The organism is Gellertiella sp. DMC107, from assembly GCF_056313605.1.
Genome location: NZ_JBQUZZ010000001.1, coordinates 1,052,182 through 1,073,025, shown reverse-complemented (window position 1 = coordinate 1,073,025; position 20,844 = coordinate 1,052,182). Strand labels below are relative to the sequence as shown.

Below are 20,844 nucleotides of genomic sequence, written 5' to 3'. Positions count from 1 at the left end.
GGATTCGTATCTTATTTGCCGCCACCGGCGATCTGGTCGCCGTCGCGGGTGAGGTAGTAGGCTGCGAGGATGGGCAGGAAGGTGGCGAGCACCACGATCATGGCCACCACGTTGGTCACGGGACGCTGACGCGGACGGATCAGCTCTTCCAGCATCCAGATGGGCAGGGTCGATTGCTGGCCACCGGTAAAGGTCGTCACGATCACCTCGTCGAAGGAGAGCGCGAAGGCGAGCATGCCGCCGGCCAGCAGGGCCGTCGCGATGTTCGGCAGGATCACATGGCGGAAGGTCTGGAAACCATCCGCGCCGAGATCGTAGGAGGCCTCGATCAGCGAACCGGAGGTCCGCCGGAAGCGGGCAACGGCATTGTTGTAGACGACCACGATGCAGAAGGTCGCGTGGCCGAGAATGATCGTCCACATCGAGAAGGGAATGTCGAGGAGCGAGAAAGCCGAGCGCAGCGCAATACCGGTGATGATGCCCGGAAGCGCAATGGGCAGGATGACCAGCAGGGAAATCGCTTCCCGCCCGAAGAATTTCGAGCGCGAGACGGCGGCCGCCGCGAGCGTGCCGAGCACGAGGGCGATGGCGGTCGCGATCAGGCCAACCTTCAGCGACAGCGTCAGGGCTTCCCAGACATCGGGGCGCTCCCAGGCGACGCCGAACCATTTCAGCGTGAAGCCCGGCGGCGGCCACTGGTAGCTCTTCTCCTCGGTGGTGAAGGCATAGGCGAAGATCAGCAGGATGGGCAGGTGCAGGAAGAGCAACCCGCCAATGGCGGCAGCCTTCAGGGCAACCGATGCGGATTGACGGTCAGAGCGCATCGAAAGCTCCCTTCTTCTTGGCGATCCAGAGATAGACCGCCATGATCAGGATCGGCACCACGGAGAAGGCGGCGGCGAGCGGCACGTTGCCGGCCGTGCCCTGTTGCGTATAGACCGCCTGCCCGATGAAGAGGCGCGAGGAACCGACGATCTGCGGAATGATGTAATCGCCGAGCGTCAGCGAGAAGGTGAAGATCGAACCCGCGATGATGCCGGGCAGGGCGAGCGGCAGGATGACGGTGCGGAAGGTCTGCTGCGGCGTCGCGCCGAGATCGCCGGCCGCTTCCACCAGATTGCCGGGCACTCGCTCAAGGGCGGCCTGGGTGGGCAGGATCATGTAGGGCAGCCAGATATAGACGAAGACGATGAAGGTGCCGATATAGCTGACCGAAAGGGAATTGCCCCCGACGACCGGCAGCGACAGAATGCCTTCCAGCAGCCAGGTAAGGTGCAGCTTCTCGAAGCCCCAGGTGAGGATCCCTTCCTTGGCGAGGATCAGCTTCCAGGCATAGATCTTGACCAGATAGCTCGACCAGAGCGGCAGCATCACGCCGAGATAGAACAGCGCCTTCCATTTGCCATGGGCGTAGCGGGCCGCATAATAGGCGATGGGGAAGGCGATGACCGCGGATGTAATCGTGACGAGACCCGCCATCACCACGGTGCGCAGGATGATGTCGAAATTGGCGGCCAGCAGCAGTTGCCGGTAGGTGGAGAAGGTGAATTCGTAGAGAACGAGGCCGGAAAATTCATCGATCGAGAAGAAGCTCTGCGCCAGAAGCGCCAGCAGCGAGCCGATATAGACAACGCCGAGCCAGAGCAGCGGCGGTGCGAGCATGAGCAGGAGCAAGAGGCCCGGCCTGCGCCAGAAAAGGTCGGAGAGGCGGGCGGCCAGCCCCTGCCGTCTCTCGAGAAGAGCGGTGGTGGAGGGGTTCGTCATGCCGCACCATCCATGTAATGGACATCGGCAGGGTTCCATGAAAGCCGGATGGCTTCGCCCGGTTCCGGCACCCGTTCACCGGCGGGCAGCATGACATGCAGCTTCATGCCCTCGGCTTCGGCGCTGAGACGGGTGGTGGAGCCGAGGAAATTGGTGACGAGCGTGGTTGCGCTAATCCCGCCTGCGCTGACGACGCGGATGGCCTCCGGGCGGATGCTCGCCCATTTGGCTTCGCCGCCGAAGCGCTGCATGGTGTCCGGGGAAATCACATTCGAGGAGCCGACGAAATCGGCAACGAAGCGGGTCTGCGGGCGCTTGTAGATATCCTCCGGCGTGCCCGCCTGGACGATCCGGCCATTGTTGAAGACCGCGACGCGGTCGGCCATGGAGAGCGCCTCGCCCTGGTCGTGGGTGACGAAGATGAAGGTGATGCCAAGCGAGCGCTGCAGCGTCTTCAGCTCTTCCTGCATCTGCTCGCGCAGCTTGAGATCGAGTGCGCCGAGCGGCTCGTCAAGCAGGAGCACGCGCGGCTTGTTGACGAGCGCGCGGGCAAGCGCGACACGCTGGCGCTGGCCGCCGGAGAGCTGGCCGGGCTTGCGGCTGCCATAGCCGGGCAGTTTCACGAGGTCGAGCGCCTGTTCCGCTTCCCGGTAGCGGGTCTGCTTGTCGATGCCCTTGACCATCAGCCCGTAGGCGACATTGTCGAGGATCGTCATGTGCGGGAAGAGGGCATAGTCCTGGAAAACCGTGTTGACGTTGCGCCGGTAGGGCGGAACGCCGCCTGCGGGCTCGCCGAAAATCCGGATTTCGCCGCCCGTCGGTTGTTCAAAACCCGCAATCAGGCGCAGGCAGGTGGTCTTGCCGGAACCTGACGGGCCGAGCATGGCAAAGAATTCGCCGGGCTGAACGGCAAGGTTGACGTCATCGACGGCGCGGACAGCACCGAAATGGCGGGACGTATGGGAGAATTCGACGGCGGGGGTCATTGTTGCTCCAGACGGGGCGGCTTGCCCCTAGCCAAACAGGGCAAGCGGTTGGTTTCTTGCGGCAAGGCGACGCTGTTTCCGTGGAAGCGCGCTTTCACGGAGGGAATGAACGTAGGACAATTCGCTATCCTGCCCTGCGGCAGGCCGTGGCCCCCGGTGACCGGGGGCCTTGTTGCGCGGATCAGCGGCCGCCGATGACGCCGATATAGTCGGAGACCCAGCGATGGTAGGGCACGCACTCACCCTGGCTTTCGCACTGAGCCTTCGGCGTACGCCAGAACTTGATCTTGTCGAAGTGATCGAAGCCGTTGGTGTTGCAGCCTTCGTCCGTCAGGAGCGCATTGCCCTTGCAGGCTGCCGGAACCGACGGAACCGAACCGAACCAGGCGGAAACATCGCCCTGGACCTTCGGCTTCAGCGAATGTTCCATCCACATATAAGCGCAGTTCGGATGGGCGCTTTCGGCGTGAAGCATGGTCGTATCGGCCCAGCCGGTCACGCCTTCTTCCGGGAAGGTGGAGGCAACCTTGGCCTTTTCGCCGGCCAGCAGGTTGACCTGGAAGGGCCAGGAGCCGGTGGCGACCACGCCTTCGTTCTTGAAGTCGTCGATCTGGATCATGGCGTCGTGCCAGTAGCGGGAGACGAGCTGGCGCTGGCCGCGCAGCAGGTCCAGAGCCGCCTTGTACTGGTCTTCGTTCAGCTCGTAGGGGTCCTTGATGCCCAGTTCCGGCTTGTGGGCCATGAGGTAGAGGGCCGCATCGGCAATATAGATGGGGCCGTCATAGGCCTGCACGCGGCCCTTGTTGGACTTGCCGTCCGGCAGGTTCATTTCCTCGAAGACCACGTTCCAGCTCTTCGGAGCTTCGCCCTTGAAGGCGTCGGTATTGTACATCAGGACGTTCGGACCCCAGACATAGGGCGTGCCGTAATGAACGCCGTCGACCGTATGCCAGGGGGCGTTCTGCAGGCGCTCGTCAATGCTCTTCCAGCTCGGGATCAGATCGGTGTTGATCGGCTGGACCCGCTTGCCGGCGATCAGACGCAGCGAGGCGTCACCCGAGGCAGTCACGAGATCGAAGCCGCCTTCGTTCATCAGGGCGACCATTTCGTCCGAGGTGGCGGCGGTCTTCACCGAGACCTTGCAGCCGGTTTCCTTTTCGAAGTCGGTCACCCAGTCGTAATTCTTGTCGGTCTCCCCGCGCTCGATATAGCCCGCCCATGCAACGATGGAGAGTTCGCCTTCGCCCTTGCCCAGTTCCTTCAGCGCGTCGGCGGCAACAGCCTGAGTTGCCAGGCTCATGACCGCCACGAGGCCGGTGCATGCTTTCAACAGCTTCTTCATTCTTGTTCTCCCGGTTGGCATTCTTGTGTGAGTTCCGCTCGGTGACAGAGTGGCGAAAAAGTGGCGCGTTCGCAAATTCATTTATCAGAAAGGCGGTATCGGAAAAACCGATTGATGCAGTTCAGCGCTGCCGTCCGCTGCGGAGCGTTTCGGCAATCCCGACGAAATCGCGGGCTGCCTGCGGCAGGCTCGAGCCCTTGCGCCAGACAATGCCCACCTGAACCACCGGGAGCGAACCGGACACGTCCCGGCTTTCGATCCGGTCGCCTTCGAGCGACCAGGGGCGATAGACGAGGTCCGGCAGCAGGGCGATACCCGCGCCGGTCGCCACAAGGCTGCGCACCGCCTCGACGGAGCGGGTGCGGAAGGCGACATGGGGACGGGCGCCGAGCGCGGTCAGCAGCTTGCCGGTATTTTCCTCGATTTCATCGATGGTGAGCATGATCAGCGGCTCGCGGGCAATGTCCTGCACGCTGATGATTTCGGCGCTGACGAGCGGGTGGCCCAGGGGCAGCCACAGCCGGTAGGGCGAGGTTTCGAGAATTTCCGCCTGCAGCGCCATCCGATCGCGCAGGTTGGAGATGACCATGACGGCCACGTCCAGCTCTCCGCCGATCAGCAGGTGTTCGAGATAGCTGCCATTATCCTCAATGGCGGTCACTTCCACCTCCGGGCAGGCGCGGCGATAGCGCGCGAGCAGGTCCGAGAGCACGTAACCGGCAACCAGCGAGGTCACGCCGATGTTCAGCGTGCCGGTGGACTGGCTGCGCTCCGTCTGGAAACTGTTGCGGGCATCGGAGACGGTCGCGAGGATCTTCGTCGCATGCCGCAGAAACTGATGGCCGTTATGGGTGATGGAGAGGCCGCGGGAATGGCGCTCGAACAATTCGACGCCGAGATCGCTTTCCAGTTCGCGGATCGATTCCGTTACCGAGGACTGGGAGATGGACAGGCTGTGGGCGGCGCGGGTCACCGATCCCAGTTCCGCCACCGCGACGAAATATTGCAACTGTCTCAGGGTGAAGGCCATCGAACCCCTCCGGGCGGCGCGCGCCTCACGTCATCACCGGTTCCGGACCCGGCGGTATGCTCAACGGGTTCTTCGCCGCCTCGTCCATCAGCCACTGGCGGAACTTGACCGCATCCGGATTGGGGCGTCGCTTGCCTTCGGTCGTCAGCAGATAGTGTCCCTGCTCGATGCTGACGGTGCCCGGCAGGCACCGCACCAGGCGGCCGGAGGCAAGGGCGCTTTCGGCGAGACAGGAGAGCACCACGGCCGGCCCGACGCCGGCGGCGGCATATTCCAGGGCGGCAATGGACGTGTCCGTGTTGAGGCCTTCATTGTTCGGCGGGTTGATACCGAGCGGCTTCAGAAAACGATGCCAGAGGTTCTCGTAGCCCGTGACATGAATGAGCGGCATGCGCCGGATCAGCTGCTCGATGCCATCCCGGCTCGACATCTCGGGCAGGAGGTCGGGATGACAGACGGCAATCGAGGACGATTGCAGCAGGAGATAGGCGGTGTAGCCCGGCCAGACGCCATCGCCCAGCCGGATGTCGATATCCGTCGCCTCGTCCGGGTCCGTATGGGACCAGACGACCGACACAAGGCGGATCGAAATGCCGGGATGGGCAGCCAGAAAGCCCGGAATCCGGCGGGACAGCCAGAGACCGAGAAAGGAGATCGGCGCCCTTATGGTGAGTGTCCGTTTCGAGGAGGTGCCGAACAGGCCAGCCGTCGCGGCGGCCAGCTCTCCAAAGGAACGGCGGAGCGGGGGCAGATAGGCCGCACCCATTTCCGTCAGCCGGAGACTGCGCGGAAGCCGCTCGAACAGGGTGACGCCGAGATGCTTCTCCAGCGAGCGCACCTGATGACTGACGGCGGCCTGGGTAAGGTTCAGCTCCTCGGCCGCGGCGGTGAAGCTCGAATGCCGGGCGGCCGCCTCGAAGGCGCGCAGCCAGGGGAGCGGCGGTAGATGGTAGCCGGACGATGTGACGGAATCGGACATGAGAAACGGTGCTGACTGTTTTGTCGTCATCTTAATCACAATTGTCGGGCGAGGGGAAGCGAACCCTTCCCCCCATCATGTCCGGTCTTCGAGGATCATGTCGCCGGCCTTCGCACCGACCATGATCGCCGCCGCATTGGTATTGCCCGAAATGACCGCCGGGAAAATCGATGCATCGGCGATGCGAATTCCCTTCAGACCATGGACCCGCAACCGGTTGTCCACCACGGATTTGGAGGAATCGGGGCCCATGCGGCAGGTCCCGCACGGATGGTAGACCGTGCCGGAACGGCGACGATAATCCTCCATCAAGGCCGCATCCTCCTGCACCGCCGGGCCGGGCGCCAGTTCCTCGTCGATGATGGACGCGAGAGAGGGCTGGCTTGCCAGACGGCGCAGAAGCTTCACACCTTCCAGCATGTCCCTGCGGTCCTCTTCCGTGCCGAAGGCGTTGGGACGGATCGAAGGGGCTTCGAAGGGATCGGGCGAGCGGGCGAGGATCGTGCCGCGGCTCGTCGGCCGGCAGGAGGAGAGGCCGAGATTGAAGCCCGGAAAGGGATCGGGCGTGAGCAGCGGCCGGGTGCCGACCTTGCCGGTAAAGGTGCTGATCGCCTGCAGGTAAAGCTGGATGTTCGGCCGCGAAAGCTCCGGCCGCGATTTGACGAAACCGCCGCCCTGATTGAGGCTGAGGCTCAGGGGACCGCGCCCGCGCAGCAGAAAATCGGAGCCGACGGCCAGCTTGCCCCACCAGGACCGAAGCAGCGCATTCAGGCTCTCGCCCTTTGCCCGATAGCTGTAATTGATGCCGAGGTGATCCTGCAGATGGTGACCGACCGCCGGGCTTTCATGCTGCAGGGAAATGCCTGCGGCCCGAAGGTCCTCGCCCCGGCCGATGCCCGAAACCTGCAGCAGATGCGGCGAGTTGACGGCGCCGGCGGCGAGGATAACTTCGCCGGTGGCCTCGATCGTCGCGTCCTGGCCCTGGCGCTTCACCGCAATGCCGGTGACCCGGCCCTCGGAGAGGATGAGCCGCGTCACCATGGTTTTCGCAAAGAGCGCCAGATTGGGACGCTTCAGGGCCGGCCAGAGGAAGGCGCGCGCCGAAGAGCAGCGCCATCCGCCCTTCGTATTGATCTGATAGACGCCGACACCTTCCTGGGATTTCCCGTTGAAATCCTGGTTATAGGGGAAGCCGGCCTCGATGCCTGCGCGGATGAAGCGCTGGGCCAGCGGATGCAGCATGGCGGAGGGATCGGTGATATGGACCGGGCCGCCCCGGCCACGCCATTCGTCGTCGCCTGCCTCGCTGTCCTCGATTTCCTTGAAGGTCGGGAGCACGTCGGCGAAAGACCAGCCCGGATTGCCTTCGGCTGCCCAGTCGTCATAGTCGGCGGCGGCACCGCGGATCCAGACCATGGCGTTGATCGAGCCGGAACCGCCGATCACCTTGCCGCGCGGCCAGTAATCCGACTGGCCGGCAAGACCGGGATCGGGCTCTGCCCGGTAGCCCCAGTTCAGCCGCCGGTCGTAGAAGGTCTTGCCGTAGCCGAGCGGCATCTGCACGAAGAAGCGCCGGTCGCTGCCGCCGGCCTCCACCACCGCGACGCGGATTGCCGGATTGCGCGACAGCTTTTCGGCGAGCGCCGAGCCCGCAGAACCCGCACCGACAATGACGTAATCGAAGCGGCCGAGCGAGGGCGCTGCCTTCGTGCTTGCCATCCCCTCAGGCCTCCAGTTCCGCCGGGAAGCCGGGGGCGCGAAGGTCCGTTCCGGTGGCGTCTTCCAGCAGCTTCACCACCTGGCTCGACCAGGCATCGCCCCCATACATGGCCTTGGCCCGCACGAAGGTCTGTTCCACGAGGCCGGCCAGCTCCAGCGGCACACCGAATTCGCGACCGAAGCCCAGCGCGAAGCCCAGGTCCTTGAGCGCCAGATCCATGGTGAAGTTGATGTTGTAGGAACCGTTGAGGATGACCTGCCCCTCTGTCTCGTGGACGAAGGAATTGCCCGATGAAGCCGCGATGATGTGGAAGGCCTGGGTGAGATCGATGCCGCCCTTCTTGGCCAGCATCAGCGCTTCGCCCGTGGCGCAGAGATGAATGAAGGCGAGCATGTTGGTGATGACCTTGATGACCGCCGCCTTGCCGAGATCTCCTGCGTGGAAAATGCGCTTGCCCATGGCCTGAAAAGCGGGGCGGTGCAGGTCGAAGAGGTCCTGATCGCCCCCGGCGATCACGGTAATCTCGCCGCTGGCCGCCAGATGCACGCCACCGGTCACGGGGGCCTCCATCATGCGGATGCCGCCATCGGCGGCGATTTTGGAAAGGCGCGTGACCGCATCCGTATCGAGCGTCGACATTTCGATCCAGGTCGCGCCCTTCTTCAGGCCTGCCAGGATGCCGTCCGGTGCCGTCAGCACATGTTCGGATACCTTCGGCGAAGGCAGGCAGGTGATGACCGCGTCGACGCTTTCGGCCACCTCCTTCGCGGAAGCCGCCCAGAGGGCACCCTTCTCGATCAGCTTTTCGCCGTTCTTGCGGTCGATATCCGTGATGGTGACCTTGAAACCGTTGCGCAGCAAACTGCCTGCGAGATTGCGCCCGAGATTGCCGAGGCCGATAAATCCGTAGTGCATTGGTTTTCCCTTTTTCCAATGAGCGAGATGGCCGGGATTGGGTGTCTTGCGCCCGCTATCCCTGTCGTTGCCGAAGGGGATAGCCCCCCTCTGCCCGCCAGGTCAGAGGGGGGAAGGCTGCGGCCTGCGCTACCCCAAGCGCGGCCGCAGGAATGGTCCTACTCTCCCCGTCCGACCGGTCCGAAGGTGGGCACCAGATGCAGGGCCTTGCCATCATAGGGGTGGGCGAGCGCGACCTCCTCGTTCAGCTCGACGCCGAGGCCGGGCTCCGAAGGCGGAATGACGTAGCCGTCTTCCCACTGAATGGGTTTCTTCAACAGGCTGGCCTGGAAACCGTCCCAGCGCTCGATGCTTTCGAGGATGAGGAAATTCGGGCTGCAGGCGGAGATCTGGATATTGGCGGCGCCGACGACCGGCCCGCAATAGAGGTGCGGCGCAATCTGCGCATAATGGGCTTCCGCCATGCCGGCGATCTTCTTCGCCTCCAGAAGGCCGCCGACGCGGCCGAGATTCATCTGGATGATCGAGGCCGCACCGAGCTGCAGCACCCGCTGGAATTCGTATTTCGTGCAAAGCCGTTCGCCGGCGGAAATCGGGATGGAGACGGCTCTTGCCACTTCGGCCATCTGTTCCGGCATTTCCGGCGGTGTCGGTTCCTCGAACCAGAGCGGCAGATAGGGTTCCAGCACCTTGCCGAGGCGGATCGCGCCCGACGTGGTGAACTGGCCATGGGTGCCGAACAGAAGATCGCAGGACGTGCCGACCGCCTCGCGGATGCGGGCGCAGAACTTCCGGGAAATCTCGATGCGCTCGAGGCTCGGCTGGCGCGGGTCGAAGGTGGAATAGGCCCCTGCCGGATCGAACTTCACGGCGGTGAACCCCTGCTTCACATAATGGAGGGCGCGCTCGGCCGCGGTGTCCGGATCGCTATAGGCCTTGCTGTCGGAATAGGCGTGCTCGCCGGCGGCAAAGTCCGGATAGATATAGGTGTAGCTTCTGAGCCGCTCATGCACCTTGCCGCCGAGAAGCTCATAAACCGGCTTGCCCGTCGCCTTGCCGACAATGTCCCAAAGCGCCATTTCCAGACCGGAGATCACCCCCATCAGCGAAATGTCGGGTCGTTGGGAATAGCCCCGTCCATAGGCATTGCGCCAGAAGGTTTCGATGCGGAAGGGGTCCGTATCGATGAGGTGATATTCGAAGACATCCCGGACCATCGCCTCGATAACCCTCGGGCTGAAGCTTGCGGCATAGACCTCGCCAAGCCCTTCGATCCCCTGATCGGTCTCGATCTTCACGAAGATGAAATAGCGCCCGCCCGCAAAGGGGGAGGGATTGCCGACGATGAAGGTCTTCAGGCCGGTGATTTTCATGGGTTTCGCTCCTCCTGGAATAGCGAAAATCTGTGCCAGCCGGGGCTTTCATGACAAGATCACGAAATTTGACCTATGGGGCGGTTTTGTTTGTGCGTGCGGCCGATTTCGACGGCTGAGGCGAAGCCCACAAATGAATCGTGGCCTATGCCTCCATTTCCTTTGTTTGCGAGGGCCTCCGGTGAAAGGCCAGATTACGGGCCTCGGGAGTGGCCTGACGAGGCGCTTCGGGACCGCGATGCAGACGCTGCGGCGCGGTCTTCAATCTCTAGAGACAGGCGAAAAAGGGTGCGGGGCATGGCAAAGGCGGTACCGTCGAAGGCGCGGGTGGTCATCATCGGGGGCGGCGTTTCCGGCTGCTCGGTCGCCTATCATCTCTCCAAGCTCGGCTGGACGGATGTGGTGCTGCTGGAGCGCAAGCAGCTGACATGCGGCACCACCTGGCATGCGGCCGGCCTGATCGGCCAGCTGCGCGGCTCGCAGAACATGACCCGGCTGGCCAAATATTCCGCCGATCTCTACGTCAAGCTCGAGGCCGAGACGGGCATCGGCACCGGCATGCGCCAATGCGGATCGATTTCCGTGGCGCTGACCAGCGAACGCAAGGAAGAGCTCTTCCGCCAGGCCTCGCTCGCCCGCGCCTTCAACGTGGATGTGCGCGAGATTTCCCCGCAGGAGATCAAGGAGATGTATCCGCATCTCAACACGTCCGACGTGGTGGCGGGCGTGCATCTGCCGCTCGACGGACAGTGCGATCCGGCCAATATTGCCATGGCGCTTGCCAAGGGCGCGCGGCAGAACGGGGCGCAGGTCATCGAGGGCGTGAAGGTGACCTCGGTGACCCATAGGGATGGCCGCGTCACCGGCGTGACCTGCGTGCAGGAGGGCGAGACCTATACGATCGAGGCCGACCATGTGGTCAATTGCGCCGGCATGTGGGCGCGCGATCTCGCCGGAACCTCGGGCGTCACCGTGCCGCTACATGCCTGCGAGCATTTCTACATCGTCACCGAGCCGATCCCGGGGCTGACCCGCCTGCCGGTGCTGCGCGTGCCCGACGAGGCGACCTATTACAAGGAAGATGCCGGCAAGATGCTGATCGGCGCCTTCGAGCTGAAGGCCAAGCCCTGGGGCATGGAGGGCATCCGCGAGGATTTCTGCTTCGACCAGCTGCCCGACGATTTCGACCATTTCCAGCCGATCCTGGAAGATGCGATCAAGCGCATGCCCATGCTGGAAACGGCGGGCATCCACACCTTCTTCAACGGCCCGGAAAGCTTCACGCCTGATGACCGCTACTATCTCGGCGAAGTGCCGGAGCTGAAGAATTACTGGGTGGCGACCGGCTATAATTCCATCGGCATCGTGTCCTCGGGCGGCGCCGGCATGGCGCTTGCCCAGTGGATGAACGATGGCGAGCCGCCCTTCGACCTCTGGGAAGTGGATATCCGCCGCGCCCAGCCGTTCCAGAAGAACCGCCGCTATCTGAAGGAGCGGGTCACGGAAACGCTCGGTCTGCTCTATGCCGATCACTTCCCCTACCGCCAGATGGCGACCGCCCGTGGCGTGCGCCGGACGCCGCTGCACGAACACCTGAAGGCCCGCGGTGCGGTCTTCGGCGAGGTGGCGGGCTGGGAGCGCGCCAACTGGTTCGCAAAGCCCGGCCAGGAGCGGGAATATCGCTACAGCTGGCAGCGCCAGAACTGGTTCGAGAACCAGCGCGAGGAGCATCTGGCCGTCCGCAACGGCGTCGGCTTCTTCGACATGACCTCCTTCGGCAAGATCCGCGTGGAGGGGCGCGATGCGCTTGCCTTCCTGCAGCGGCTCTGCGCCGGCGAGATGGACGTGGCGACAGGCCGGATCGTCTATACCCAGATGCTGAACGAGCGCGGCGGCATCGAATGCGATCTCACCGTCACGCGGCTGTCGGAAACCGCCTTCCTGCTCGTGGTGCCGGGTGCCACGCTGCAGCGCGATCTCGCCTGGCTGCGCCGGCATATTGCGGACGAGTTCGTCGTCGTGACCGATATGACCGCGTCCGAATCCGTGCTCTGCATCATGGGGCCGAAGGCGCGTGAGCTGATGCAACGGGTCAGCCCGAACGACTTTTCCAATACGGGCCATCCCTTCGGAACGGCACGGCAGATCGAGGTGGGCATGGGCCTCGCCCGGGCACACCGCGTGACCTATGTGGGCGAGCTTGGCTGGGAACTCTATGTCTCCACGGACCAGACCGCTCATGTCTTCGAGGCGCTGGAGGAAGCAGGCGCCGATCTCGGCCTCAAGCTCTGCGGCATCCATACGCTCGACAGCTGCCGGATCGAAAAGGCCTTCCGCCATTTCGGCCATGACATCACCGACGAAGACCATGTGCTGGAGGCGGGCCTCGGCTTTGCCGTCAAGACCGCAAAGCCCGGCTTCATCGGCCGCGATGCGGTTCTGCGCAAGCAGGAGGCCGGGCTCGACCGACGCATGCTGCAATTCCGGTTGACCGATCCCGAGCCGCTGCTGTTCCACAACGAGGCCGTGGTGCGGGACGGCAAGATCGTCTCGATCGTGACGTCCGGCAATTACGGCCATCATCTCGGCGGCGCGATCGGCCTTGGCTACGTGCCCTGCAAGGGCGAAAGCGAGGCGGATGTGCTGGCCTCGTCCTACGAGATCGAGATCGCCGGCCGTCGGGTGAAGGCCGAAGCCTCGCTGAAACCCCTGTATGACCCACGCGCCGAACGCGTGCGCGCCTGACCCTGTTGACCATTGAGGCCGGCCATGGCCGGCGAGTGAGGAGAGTGACCCATGTCCCTGGCTGAAGCCGATAGCGCGCCGAAGCGCCGTTCCGGTGGCCGTGCCGGCCGTATCGCCGTCCGTTCCGCACCGCTTGCAGAGAATATCCGTCCCGTCCGCCCCGGTCTTTCCGGGGGGCAGTACCGGCCCCTGACGGACCAGCAGGTTCAGCGGATCCATCAGGCGGCCCTCGATGCGCTGGAGCAGATCGGGCTTGCCAATGCACCGAAATCGGGCGTCGAAATTCTGACCGGCGCCGGGGCCATTCTCGGCGATGACGGTCGTATCCGTTTTCCCCGGGCGCTGGTGGAAGACATGCTGGCCAAGGCGGCGCGCGACATTACCCTCTTTGCCCGCGATGAGAAGCATGACCTCCATCTTTCCGGCTCGAAGGTGCATTTCGGCACGGCGGGCGCTGCCGTGCATGTGGTGGATGTGGAGAAGCGCGAATATCGCGACTCCACCTCCAAGGACCTGTTGAACGCCGCCCGTCTGGTGCACCACCTCGACAATATCCACTTCTTCCAGCGCGCCATGGTGTGCCGCGACGTGACCGACAATTTCCTCATGGATGTCAACACGCTCTATGCCTGCTGCGCGGGCACGACCAAGCATGTGGGCACCAGCTTCTCCGATCCCTCCCATGTGGCCGGATGCTTCGAGATGCTGCACATGATTGCCGGCGGGGAGGACAAATGGCGGGAACGGCCCTTCGTTTCCAATTCCAACTGCTTCGTCGTGCCGCCGATGAAATTCGCGGAAGAAAGCTGCATTGCCATGGAACACTGCATCCGTGGCGGCATGCCGGTGCTGCTTCTCTCGGCCGGACAGGCGGGCGCCACGGCCCCGGCACCGCTTGGAACGGCCATCGTGCAGGCGGTGGCGGAATGCCTGGCGGGCGTGGTCTATGTGAATGCCATGAAGCCGGGCGCGCCGGCGATCTTCGGCACCTGGCCCTTCGTATCTGACCTTCGCACCGGCGCCATGTCTGGCGGTTCGGGCGAGCAGGCGCTGCTGACGGCCGGCTGCGCCCAGATGCATCATTTCTATAACCTGCCGGGCGGTGCCGCGGCGGGCATCGCCGACAGCAAGCTGCCCGACATGCAGGCCGGCTGGGAACAGGCCATCTCGAATGTCATGGCGGGTCTTTCCGGCCTCAATATGGTCTATGAGGCGGTCGGCATGCATGCCTCGCTGCTCGGCTTCTGCCTCGAAAGCCTGGTGCTCGGCGACGACATGCTGGGCCAGGTGCAGCGCTGCATTCGCGGCATCGATTTTACCGAAGACAGCCTCTCTGTCGAAACGATCCGCTCGGTCTGCCTCGAGGGCCCCGGTCATTATCTCGGCCATGAGGAAACGCTGAGCGTAATGCAGACGGAATATATCTATCCCGCCGTCGCCAATCGTTCGAGCCCGAAGGAATGGGTGGAACTCGGTCGGCCCGATCTCATCGAGAAGGCCATCGAGCGGAAGAACCGCATTCTCTCGGAGGCTGCGGCCACCATGATCGATCCGGAGATCGACGCGGCGATCCGGCAGAAATTCCAGATCTATTGCTGATCCGGCGGGGTTTTCCCCAATCGACCCCGAACCGGTTGGCCGCGTGGGCTTCTCACGCGGCCCTTTTCTTATGAGTTCCTGACATTCGTATTGTCATAAAACATAATATGTATGTTTAAACATTCCGAAACGCTGCTCTTATAGGATGTAGAAAATCCCGATTGTAGTGCGTGGAGTGGGTTATGGCGGAGCAGAGAGCGTGAAGATCTCCCTGCGGATCTTCCGGTTGTCGCGGAAAGTGCTTTTCATCCTGTGCGGCGTTTTGCTGCTCGGCGGGGTGGCTGGCGCCACGGCGGTCTATATTGGCAAGGACCAGCTCCTCGGGACCCCCGAAGAGGATCACTCCGGTCTGGAATGCAAGGCGGTGCAGGTCATCAAGGACCAGCGCAACCATCAGGTCTGGCTGCGCAAATACATCAAGACCGATGCGGCGGATGGCCTGACCCGCGCCAAGACGGCCTTGCGCGTTGCCGCGGCGGTCTATGAAAAGGACAAGCCCGATCTGGTCCAGGTCGTCGTGCTTGCCGAGAACGGCCCGGACAAGCGTTCGGCAATCAACGGCCATGCGGTGGGTGCCGACGTCATCTACGTGCCCCAGCCGGAAAAGCTTGCCGATATCGGCGAGATTCCGGTCCTCCAGGTCAGCTATGTGGATGCCATGGCCACCGAAGCCGGCGAGTTCTATGGCACCAAGATGAAGATGCCGGAGGAAGAGGCGAGCCATATTCTGGCTTCCCTGCCGGAGAAACAGGATTGCGCCGACCCCGATGCGGAACTGCGGGCTGCCGCCGCTGCTGCCTCCGAAAGTGAGGGAAGCAAGGCTGAAGGCGAAGGCGCGAAGGCCGAAGGCGAGGGTGGTGAAGGCGAAAAGGCCAAGCCTGCCGAAGGTGGCGAGGGCGAAAAAGCCGCTGCCGAAGGCGAGGCCGGCGCATCGGAAGGGGAAGGCAAGGCCGCTCCGGAAGGTGAGAAAGCGGCGGAGGGTGGCGAAAAGCCCGAAGCAGACAAGGGCTGGTTCGCATCCGCAAAATCCATGGTGTTCGGAGAGGACAAGGCCGAAACCCCGAAAGAAGGCGAAGCCGCGGGCAAGGCCCCGGAAGGCGAGCCGAAGGGCGAAGGCGAAGCTGCCCCTGCCGAAGAACCTGCAGGCAATGCGGCAGACGCCGCCCCGACCGAGGGAGAGGCAAAGGCACAGGCCGACCATGCAGCGCCGAAGGGTGAGGCGCAGTCGGGCGAAGAGACCGCCGCTCCGGCAAGTGGAGATCAGGCAGCGCCGGCGGCGTCAGGGGCCGAGGGCGAGAACAAGGCCGCAAGCCCGAACAGTCATGGCTGACAGGCCATTGCCACCCCTTTGACAGACAATAAAAAACCGGCGGGGCAATCCGCCGGTTTTTGTTTGTGTCCGATGAGCGGGCTGCTCAGTCGGCCTTCTGACGGCGGGCCGGGAAGAGGATGACGTCGCGGATCGACGGCGCATTGGTGAGCAGCATGATCAGGCGATCGACGCCGATGCCCAGGCCACCGGCGGGCGGCATGCCCTGGTCCATGGCATCAAGAAACTCGTCGTCCAGCTGCTTTTCCTTTTCGCCGCGCGAATGGGCCTGCTCAAGCTGCTCGACCATGCGGGCGCGCTGCTCGACCGGATCGTTGAGCTCGGAGAAGGCATTGCCGATTTCCCAGCCGTTGCAATAGGTCTCGAACCGTTCCACGAGGCGCGGCTCTCCCGGCACTTCCTTGGCGAAGGGCGAGATGTCCTTCGGGAAATGGGTGACGTGGGAGGGCTGGATGAGCGAGGCTTCGACGGTTTCCTCGAAGATGAAGGCGAGGCATTCGCCCCAGGTCGCATCCTTCTCCACCTCGAAGCCCTTGGCCTTGGCGGCGGCGCGCGCCTCTTCGTCGGTCTTGAGGGCGAGGAAGTCGATCCCGGTCTTTTCCTTCACGGCATCCGGCATCGGCACCCGCTTGAACGGGCCCTTGAAGGAGATCTGCTTGTCGCCATAGGCGAATTCGGCGGTGCCGTGGATCTTCACCGCAAGCTCCTCGAAGAGGCGCTCGACGAGGTCCATGATGTCCTCGTAATCCGCATAGGCCCAGTAGCATTCCATCATGGTGAATTCGGGATTGTGCCGGGTCGACACGCCCTCATTGCGGAAGTTGCGGTTGATTTCGAAGACCTTGTCGGTCAGCCCCGAGACCAGCGTGCGCTTCAGGAAGAGTTCCGGCGCGATGCGCAGGTACATGTCGAGCTTCAGCGTGTTGTGGTGGGTCTTGAAGGGTTCGGCCGTCGCGCCGCCATAGACGGAGTGCAGCATGGGGGTCTCGACTTCCATGAAGCCGTCATTTTCCATGAAGCGGCGGATGCCGGAGACGATCTTCGAGCGCTGCTGGAAGCGCAGCTTCGATTCTTCGTTGGTGAGGATGTCGAGATGGCGCTTGCGGTAGCGAAGCTCGATATCGGCGAGACCATGATACTTCTCCGGCATGGGAAGCAGCGTCTTGGTCAGCATGGTGATCTCGTGCGCATTGATCGTCAGCTCGCCGCGCTTGGTGCGGCGAACGGCGCCCGTCACGCCGATGATGTCGCCGAGATCGATCATCGGAAGCAGCGCGCGGGCTTCTTCCGGTGTCGTATCCTTGTGGGAGAAGATCTGGATCTTGCCCGAAGCATCGTGCAGGTCCATGAACATGCCCGAGTTGCGCGAGGAATAGACGCGGCCCGCAACCGTCACGGTGTCGCCGGATTCCGTATCCGGCTCCAGACCGGCATATTTCTCCGCCAGTTCCGCATTGGTGATCGTGCGGTGGAAATGGGCCGGATAGACGTCGCCGATCTGATCGCGCAGCAGGGCGAGTTTCTGGCGGCGCACTTCCGTTGCATCGGAAGAAAGGGCGGTTTCGGTGGTCTTCTCAGTCATCTTCGCGTCCTGCAATCAGTTCTTCGGGCCGACCATGGAGGCGGCGACCTGGATGGCGAGCTTCAGCCGCTGACGCACGACCGAGCGGCCGAGCAGCGCCATGCTGTCGAAGAGCGGCAGCGAGCGCGAGCTTCCCGTCACGGCGACGAAGAGCGGCGCGACCACCACCTTCAGCTTCTTGCCGAGGCGATCGCTGACGGCGCGCAATTCGGCCTCGATGGAAGCGACGGTCCATTCCGTCATCTTTTCGAGATCGGCCTGAACGGTCGAGAGGATCTCGTGCAGCTCTTCGGGGGTCGACTTCACCTTGGCGAAATCGGCAGCCGTGAGGCCGAGTTCCGACTTCAGCAGGAAGCTTGCCAGATCCGGCAGCTCGCCGAGCTTGGTGATGCGCGAACGGGAGAGTTTCAGACCTTCCTTGAGACGGTCGTTCTCCGAGGCCCAGGTGAGGACGCGGGCGAGGAAGTCTTCCTCCGAGATCGCCTCGCGCAGCCAGCGGCCGTTCAGCCAGTCCAGCTTCTGGATGTCGAAGATCGCACCCGCCTTCGACAGGTTCTCCGGATCGAACTTGGCGGCAAGCTCGTCCATGGTCAGAAGCTCTTCGCCTTCTGCGATCTGGATGAAGAACAGGCCGAGGAAGTTCATCAGCGCTTCCGGCAGGTAGCCGAGCGCGGAATAGTAGGAGATCGAGGTCGGGTTCTTGCGCTTGGAAAGCTTCGACTTGTCGGCATTGCGCATCAGCGAGAGATGCATGAAGACCGGCGGTTCGAGGCCCAGATAGCGGTAGATGAGGATGTGCTTCGGCACCGATGCCAGCCATTCCTCGCCGCGGGCCACGTGGGTGATCTTCATCAGATGGTCGTCGACCACGTTCGCCATGTGATAGGTCGGCATGCCATCGGCCTTGAGAAGGACCTGCATGTCCACCGCGTCCCACGGAATTTCCACTTCGCCATAGACGCCGTCGACGAACTTGCAGGACCCTTCGGTCGGGATCTTCATGCGCACGACGTGGGGCTCGCCGGCCGAAACGCGGGCGGTCACTTCCTCGGCCTTGAGGTTCAGGCAGAGACCGTCATATTTCGGCGGCTTGCCGGACGCGCGCTGTTCCTCGCGCATCTTCTCCAGCCGCTCGGGCGTGCAGAAGCAGTTGAAGGCATGGCCATCGCGCACCATCTGGTCCACGAAGGGACGGTAGATGTCCTTGCGGTCGGACTGGCGGTAGGGGCCGTAGGGACCGCCGACATCGGGGCCTTCCGACCATTTCAGACCGCACCATTTCAGGGCATCCAGCACCTTCTGCTCGAATTCCGGCGTGGAACGGGTGGCGTCCGTATCCTCGATGCGCAGGATGAACTCGCCGCCATGCTTTTTCGCGAAAAGATAGTTGAACAGCGCGATATAGGCGGTGCCGACATGCGGTTCGCCGGTGGGGGAGGGTGCGATGCGTACGCGGACGCCGGAAGTGGTCATGATGCTTGCCCGTGCTGCGGTGAAGGGGCGATGCCGGACCTTGCGCGCCATGCGCTGGCGGGTCGCCTTCGTTCGTTCTGGATAGGACTGGCCTTAGGCCATATTCAGCCGGGTCCGTCAAGCAAAAGGCACTAATGGATCGGCCAGAACCAGAGAAGGGCCGGAATGCTGGTGACCGAGATGATGATGGAGAGCGGCAGGCCGAGCCGCGCATAGTCGCTGAACTTGTATCCGCCCGGGCCCATGACGAGCGTGTTGCACTGGTGGCCGATGGGCGTCAGGAAATCGCAAGCCGCGCCGATGGCGACCGCCATCAGGAATGCTTCGGGCCGATAGCCGAGCTGCGTGGCGAAACTGGCGGCAATCGGGCCCATGACCAGAACGGTCGCCGCATTGTTCAGGAAGGGCGTGACCGCCATGGTGGCGACAAGCAGGATGGCGAGCGCGCCATAGGAGGGCAGACCGCTGGCGACAGCGCCCAGCCAGTGGCCGATCAGTTCGGTCGCACCGGTGGTTCGCAGGCTGTCGCTGACCGGAATGAGAGCGGCGAGCATGACCAGGATCGGTCCGTCCACCGATTTGTAGACTTCGGTCAGCGGCAGAACGCGGAAGAGCACCATCATCACCGCGGCAGCGAAGAAGGCAACCGGCACGGGCACCCAGCCGAACGCGGTCACCGTCATGGCCAGCAGAAGAATGGCCAGCGGCACCCAGACATTGCGGGGCGTACCAAGCAGAATGGCCCGTTCGGCCAGCGGCAGCAGGCCGAAATCCCGCAGGAAGCCCGGCAGGCTGCGACGCGTTCCCTGCAGCAGCAACAGATCGCCGGCGCAGATATTGATGTCGGCCGTTCGATCGGAGAGGCGCTGGCCCTGGCGGTTCACCGCGAGCAGGCTGATGCCGTAATTGTTGAGGAGCGCGATTTCCCGGGCCGATACGCCGATCAGTCCCGAATTGACGGATACCGACACCTCGATGGCCGTCAGGTCCCCGGTGCTGTCCTGGACGGAGGCATTGGCGGCGGGAAGGGTGAGGCGTGCGCCTGCGATCAACCGGTCAAGCGCGGCGGGTGGACCTTCAAGCAGGATCGTATCGCCGGCCGCCAGGTGCAGATCCGGAAAGGGCGCGCGCCGCGCGACACCCCGGAGCACCCCGGTCGAGATCACTTCGCCATCGCCTGCCGCCAGCAGTTCGCGCAGCTCCTTGCCCTTCATCGGGCTCTGCTCGCCGACGATCGCTTCGGTGGAATAGGTTTCATTTTCGAGCGTTTCGTTCAGCGCGCCGGTCTGCGGCGTCCGGGTCGGAACCAGCCGCCCGAAGAAGACAAGGAAGATGAAGCCGATGGCCGCGAGCAACGAGCCGACGGGGGTAAAATCGAACATGGTGAAGGGCGTGCCGCCCAATTCCGCCTGGAGTCTCGACACCACAATATTCGGCGAGGTGCCGATCTGGGTCATCAGGCCCCCCAGCAGTGCACCGAAGGCCATCGGCATGAGGTAGCGGGAGGGCGAGCGGCCGGATTTACGGGCAAACTGGAATGCGACCGGCATCATGATGGCGAGGGCGCCGATATTCTTGATGAAGGCGGACAGCACGGTCACGACGCCAACCAGCAGGGCCAGCTGGGCGTGGAAGGAGGAGAGATTGGGAAAGAACCGCTTGATCGCCAGATCCACCACCCCGGAGCGCGCCACGCCTGCGCTGACGATCAGCGCACTCGCGACGATGATGACGATATCGTCGCTGAAGCCCGAAAAGGCCTTGTCGAAGGGGACGATGCCGATGCCCACCGCGATCAGCAGCGACAGGATCGCCACCATGTCATAGCGGAGCTTTTCGATCACGAAAGCGGCCATCATCAGCGCGATGAGTCCGAAGGCGAGCATTTGAGGTAGGGTCATGGCGTGCGGATCCCGATTTCCGGTACGCCAGTCGAAGACGGCGCCTTTGTGCCGATGCCGCTCCGCTGACGCCAGGCCGAGAATGCAGAAGGGGCATCAAAGGTT

At 63.4% G+C, this 20,844-nt stretch carries 15 protein-coding genes; 3 read left to right on the top strand and 12 right to left on the bottom strand.

Translation table 11 applies throughout. The features are described 5' to 3' along the window. Positions 1-11: 11 nt before the first annotated feature. The 9 genes from ACT54B_RS05000 to ACT54B_RS04960 all read right to left on the bottom strand — a co-directional run bounded on the left by ACT54B_RS05000 (position 12) and on the right by ACT54B_RS04960 (position 10,109). Positions 12-824: an ABC transporter permease gene (locus tag ACT54B_RS05000; RefSeq protein WP_476043258.1), complete on the bottom strand. Its 813-nt coding sequence runs from the start codon at positions 822-824 to the stop codon at positions 12-14. Then, complete coding sequence (locus ACT54B_RS04995) at positions 814-1,764, bottom strand: ABC transporter permease (RefSeq protein ID WP_476043256.1); 951 nt, start codon at positions 1,762-1,764, stop codon at positions 814-816. Before ACT54B_RS04995 ends, ACT54B_RS05000 begins: the two co-directional genes overlap by 11 nt. Beyond that, positions 1,761-2,750 (bottom strand): ABC transporter ATP-binding protein, encoded by a 990-nt coding sequence (locus ACT54B_RS04990; RefSeq protein ID WP_476043254.1) that lies wholly within the window; start codon positions 2,748-2,750, stop codon positions 1,761-1,763. The genes ACT54B_RS04995 and ACT54B_RS04990 overlap by 4 nt, the downstream gene beginning before the upstream one ends. Before the next feature lie 181 nt (positions 2,751-2,931). After that, positions 2,932-4,092, bottom strand: coding sequence for an ABC transporter substrate-binding protein (locus ACT54B_RS04985; RefSeq protein ID WP_476043252.1), 1,161 nt, complete (start codon positions 4,090-4,092; stop codon positions 2,932-2,934). A gap of 121 nt (positions 4,093-4,213) precedes the next feature. Then, entirely contained in the window at positions 4,214-5,122 is a 909-nt protein-coding gene (locus tag ACT54B_RS04980) for a LysR family transcriptional regulator (protein ID WP_476043250.1), read from the bottom strand. A gap of 25 nt (positions 5,123-5,147) precedes the next feature. Further along, positions 5,148-6,101 (bottom strand): LysR family transcriptional regulator, encoded by a 954-nt coding sequence (locus tag ACT54B_RS04975; protein WP_476043248.1) that lies wholly within the window; start codon positions 6,099-6,101, stop codon positions 5,148-5,150. 75 nt (positions 6,102-6,176) lie between these two features. Further along, positions 6,177-7,820 carry a GMC family oxidoreductase gene (locus ACT54B_RS04970; RefSeq protein ID WP_476043246.1) on the bottom strand — a complete coding sequence of 548 codons (1,644 nt, stop codon included), beginning with the start codon at positions 7,818-7,820 and terminating at the stop codon, positions 6,177-6,179. Between the two features lie 4 nt (positions 7,821-7,824). Further along, positions 7,825-8,736, bottom strand: a complete 912-nt coding sequence (locus tag ACT54B_RS04965; protein ID WP_476043244.1) for an NAD(P)-dependent oxidoreductase — start codon at positions 8,734-8,736, stop codon at positions 7,825-7,827. Between the two features lie 158 nt (positions 8,737-8,894). Continuing rightward, complete coding sequence (locus ACT54B_RS04960) at positions 8,895-10,109, bottom strand: mandelate racemase/muconate lactonizing enzyme family protein (protein ID WP_476043242.1); 1,215 nt, start codon at positions 10,107-10,109, stop codon at positions 8,895-8,897. 297 nt (positions 10,110-10,406) lie between these two features. On the opposite strand from ACT54B_RS04960, the gene ACT54B_RS04955 reads away from it, so the two are divergent. From ACT54B_RS04955 to ACT54B_RS04945, 3 genes are all read left to right on the top strand, one after another. After that, on the top strand, positions 10,407-12,854 hold the full coding sequence (locus ACT54B_RS04955) for a GcvT family protein (RefSeq protein ID WP_476043240.1): 2,448 nt from the start codon (positions 10,407-10,409) through the stop codon (positions 12,852-12,854). Between the two features lie 51 nt (positions 12,855-12,905). Continuing rightward, positions 12,906-14,453 carry a trimethylamine methyltransferase family protein gene (locus ACT54B_RS04950; protein WP_476043238.1) on the top strand — a complete coding sequence of 516 codons (1,548 nt, stop codon included), beginning with the start codon at positions 12,906-12,908 and terminating at the stop codon, positions 14,451-14,453. 199 nt (positions 14,454-14,652) lie between these two features. Beyond that, positions 14,653-15,783, top strand: coding sequence for a hypothetical protein (locus ACT54B_RS04945; protein ID WP_476043236.1), 1,131 nt, complete (start codon positions 14,653-14,655; stop codon positions 15,781-15,783). Positions 15,784-15,868: 85 nt separating this feature from the next. On the opposite strand, the gene lysS is transcribed toward ACT54B_RS04945, so the two are convergent. The 3 genes from lysS to ACT54B_RS04930 all read right to left on the bottom strand — a co-directional run bounded on the left by lysS (position 15,869) and on the right by ACT54B_RS04930 (position 20,739). Continuing rightward, a complete protein-coding gene (gene lysS / locus ACT54B_RS04940) occupies positions 15,869-17,365 on the bottom strand; it encodes a lysine--tRNA ligase (protein WP_476043234.1) in 1,497 nt (498 codons plus the stop codon). A gap of 15 nt (positions 17,366-17,380) precedes the next feature. Beyond that, positions 17,381-18,838, bottom strand: coding sequence for a glutamate--tRNA ligase (gene gltX / locus ACT54B_RS04935; protein ID WP_476043518.1), 1,458 nt, complete (start codon positions 18,836-18,838; stop codon positions 17,381-17,383). Positions 18,839-18,969: 131 nt separating this feature from the next. Further along, complete coding sequence (locus tag ACT54B_RS04930) at positions 18,970-20,739, bottom strand: SLC13 family permease (protein WP_476043232.1); 1,770 nt, start codon at positions 20,737-20,739, stop codon at positions 18,970-18,972. Positions 20,740-20,844: the final 105 nt, after the last annotated feature.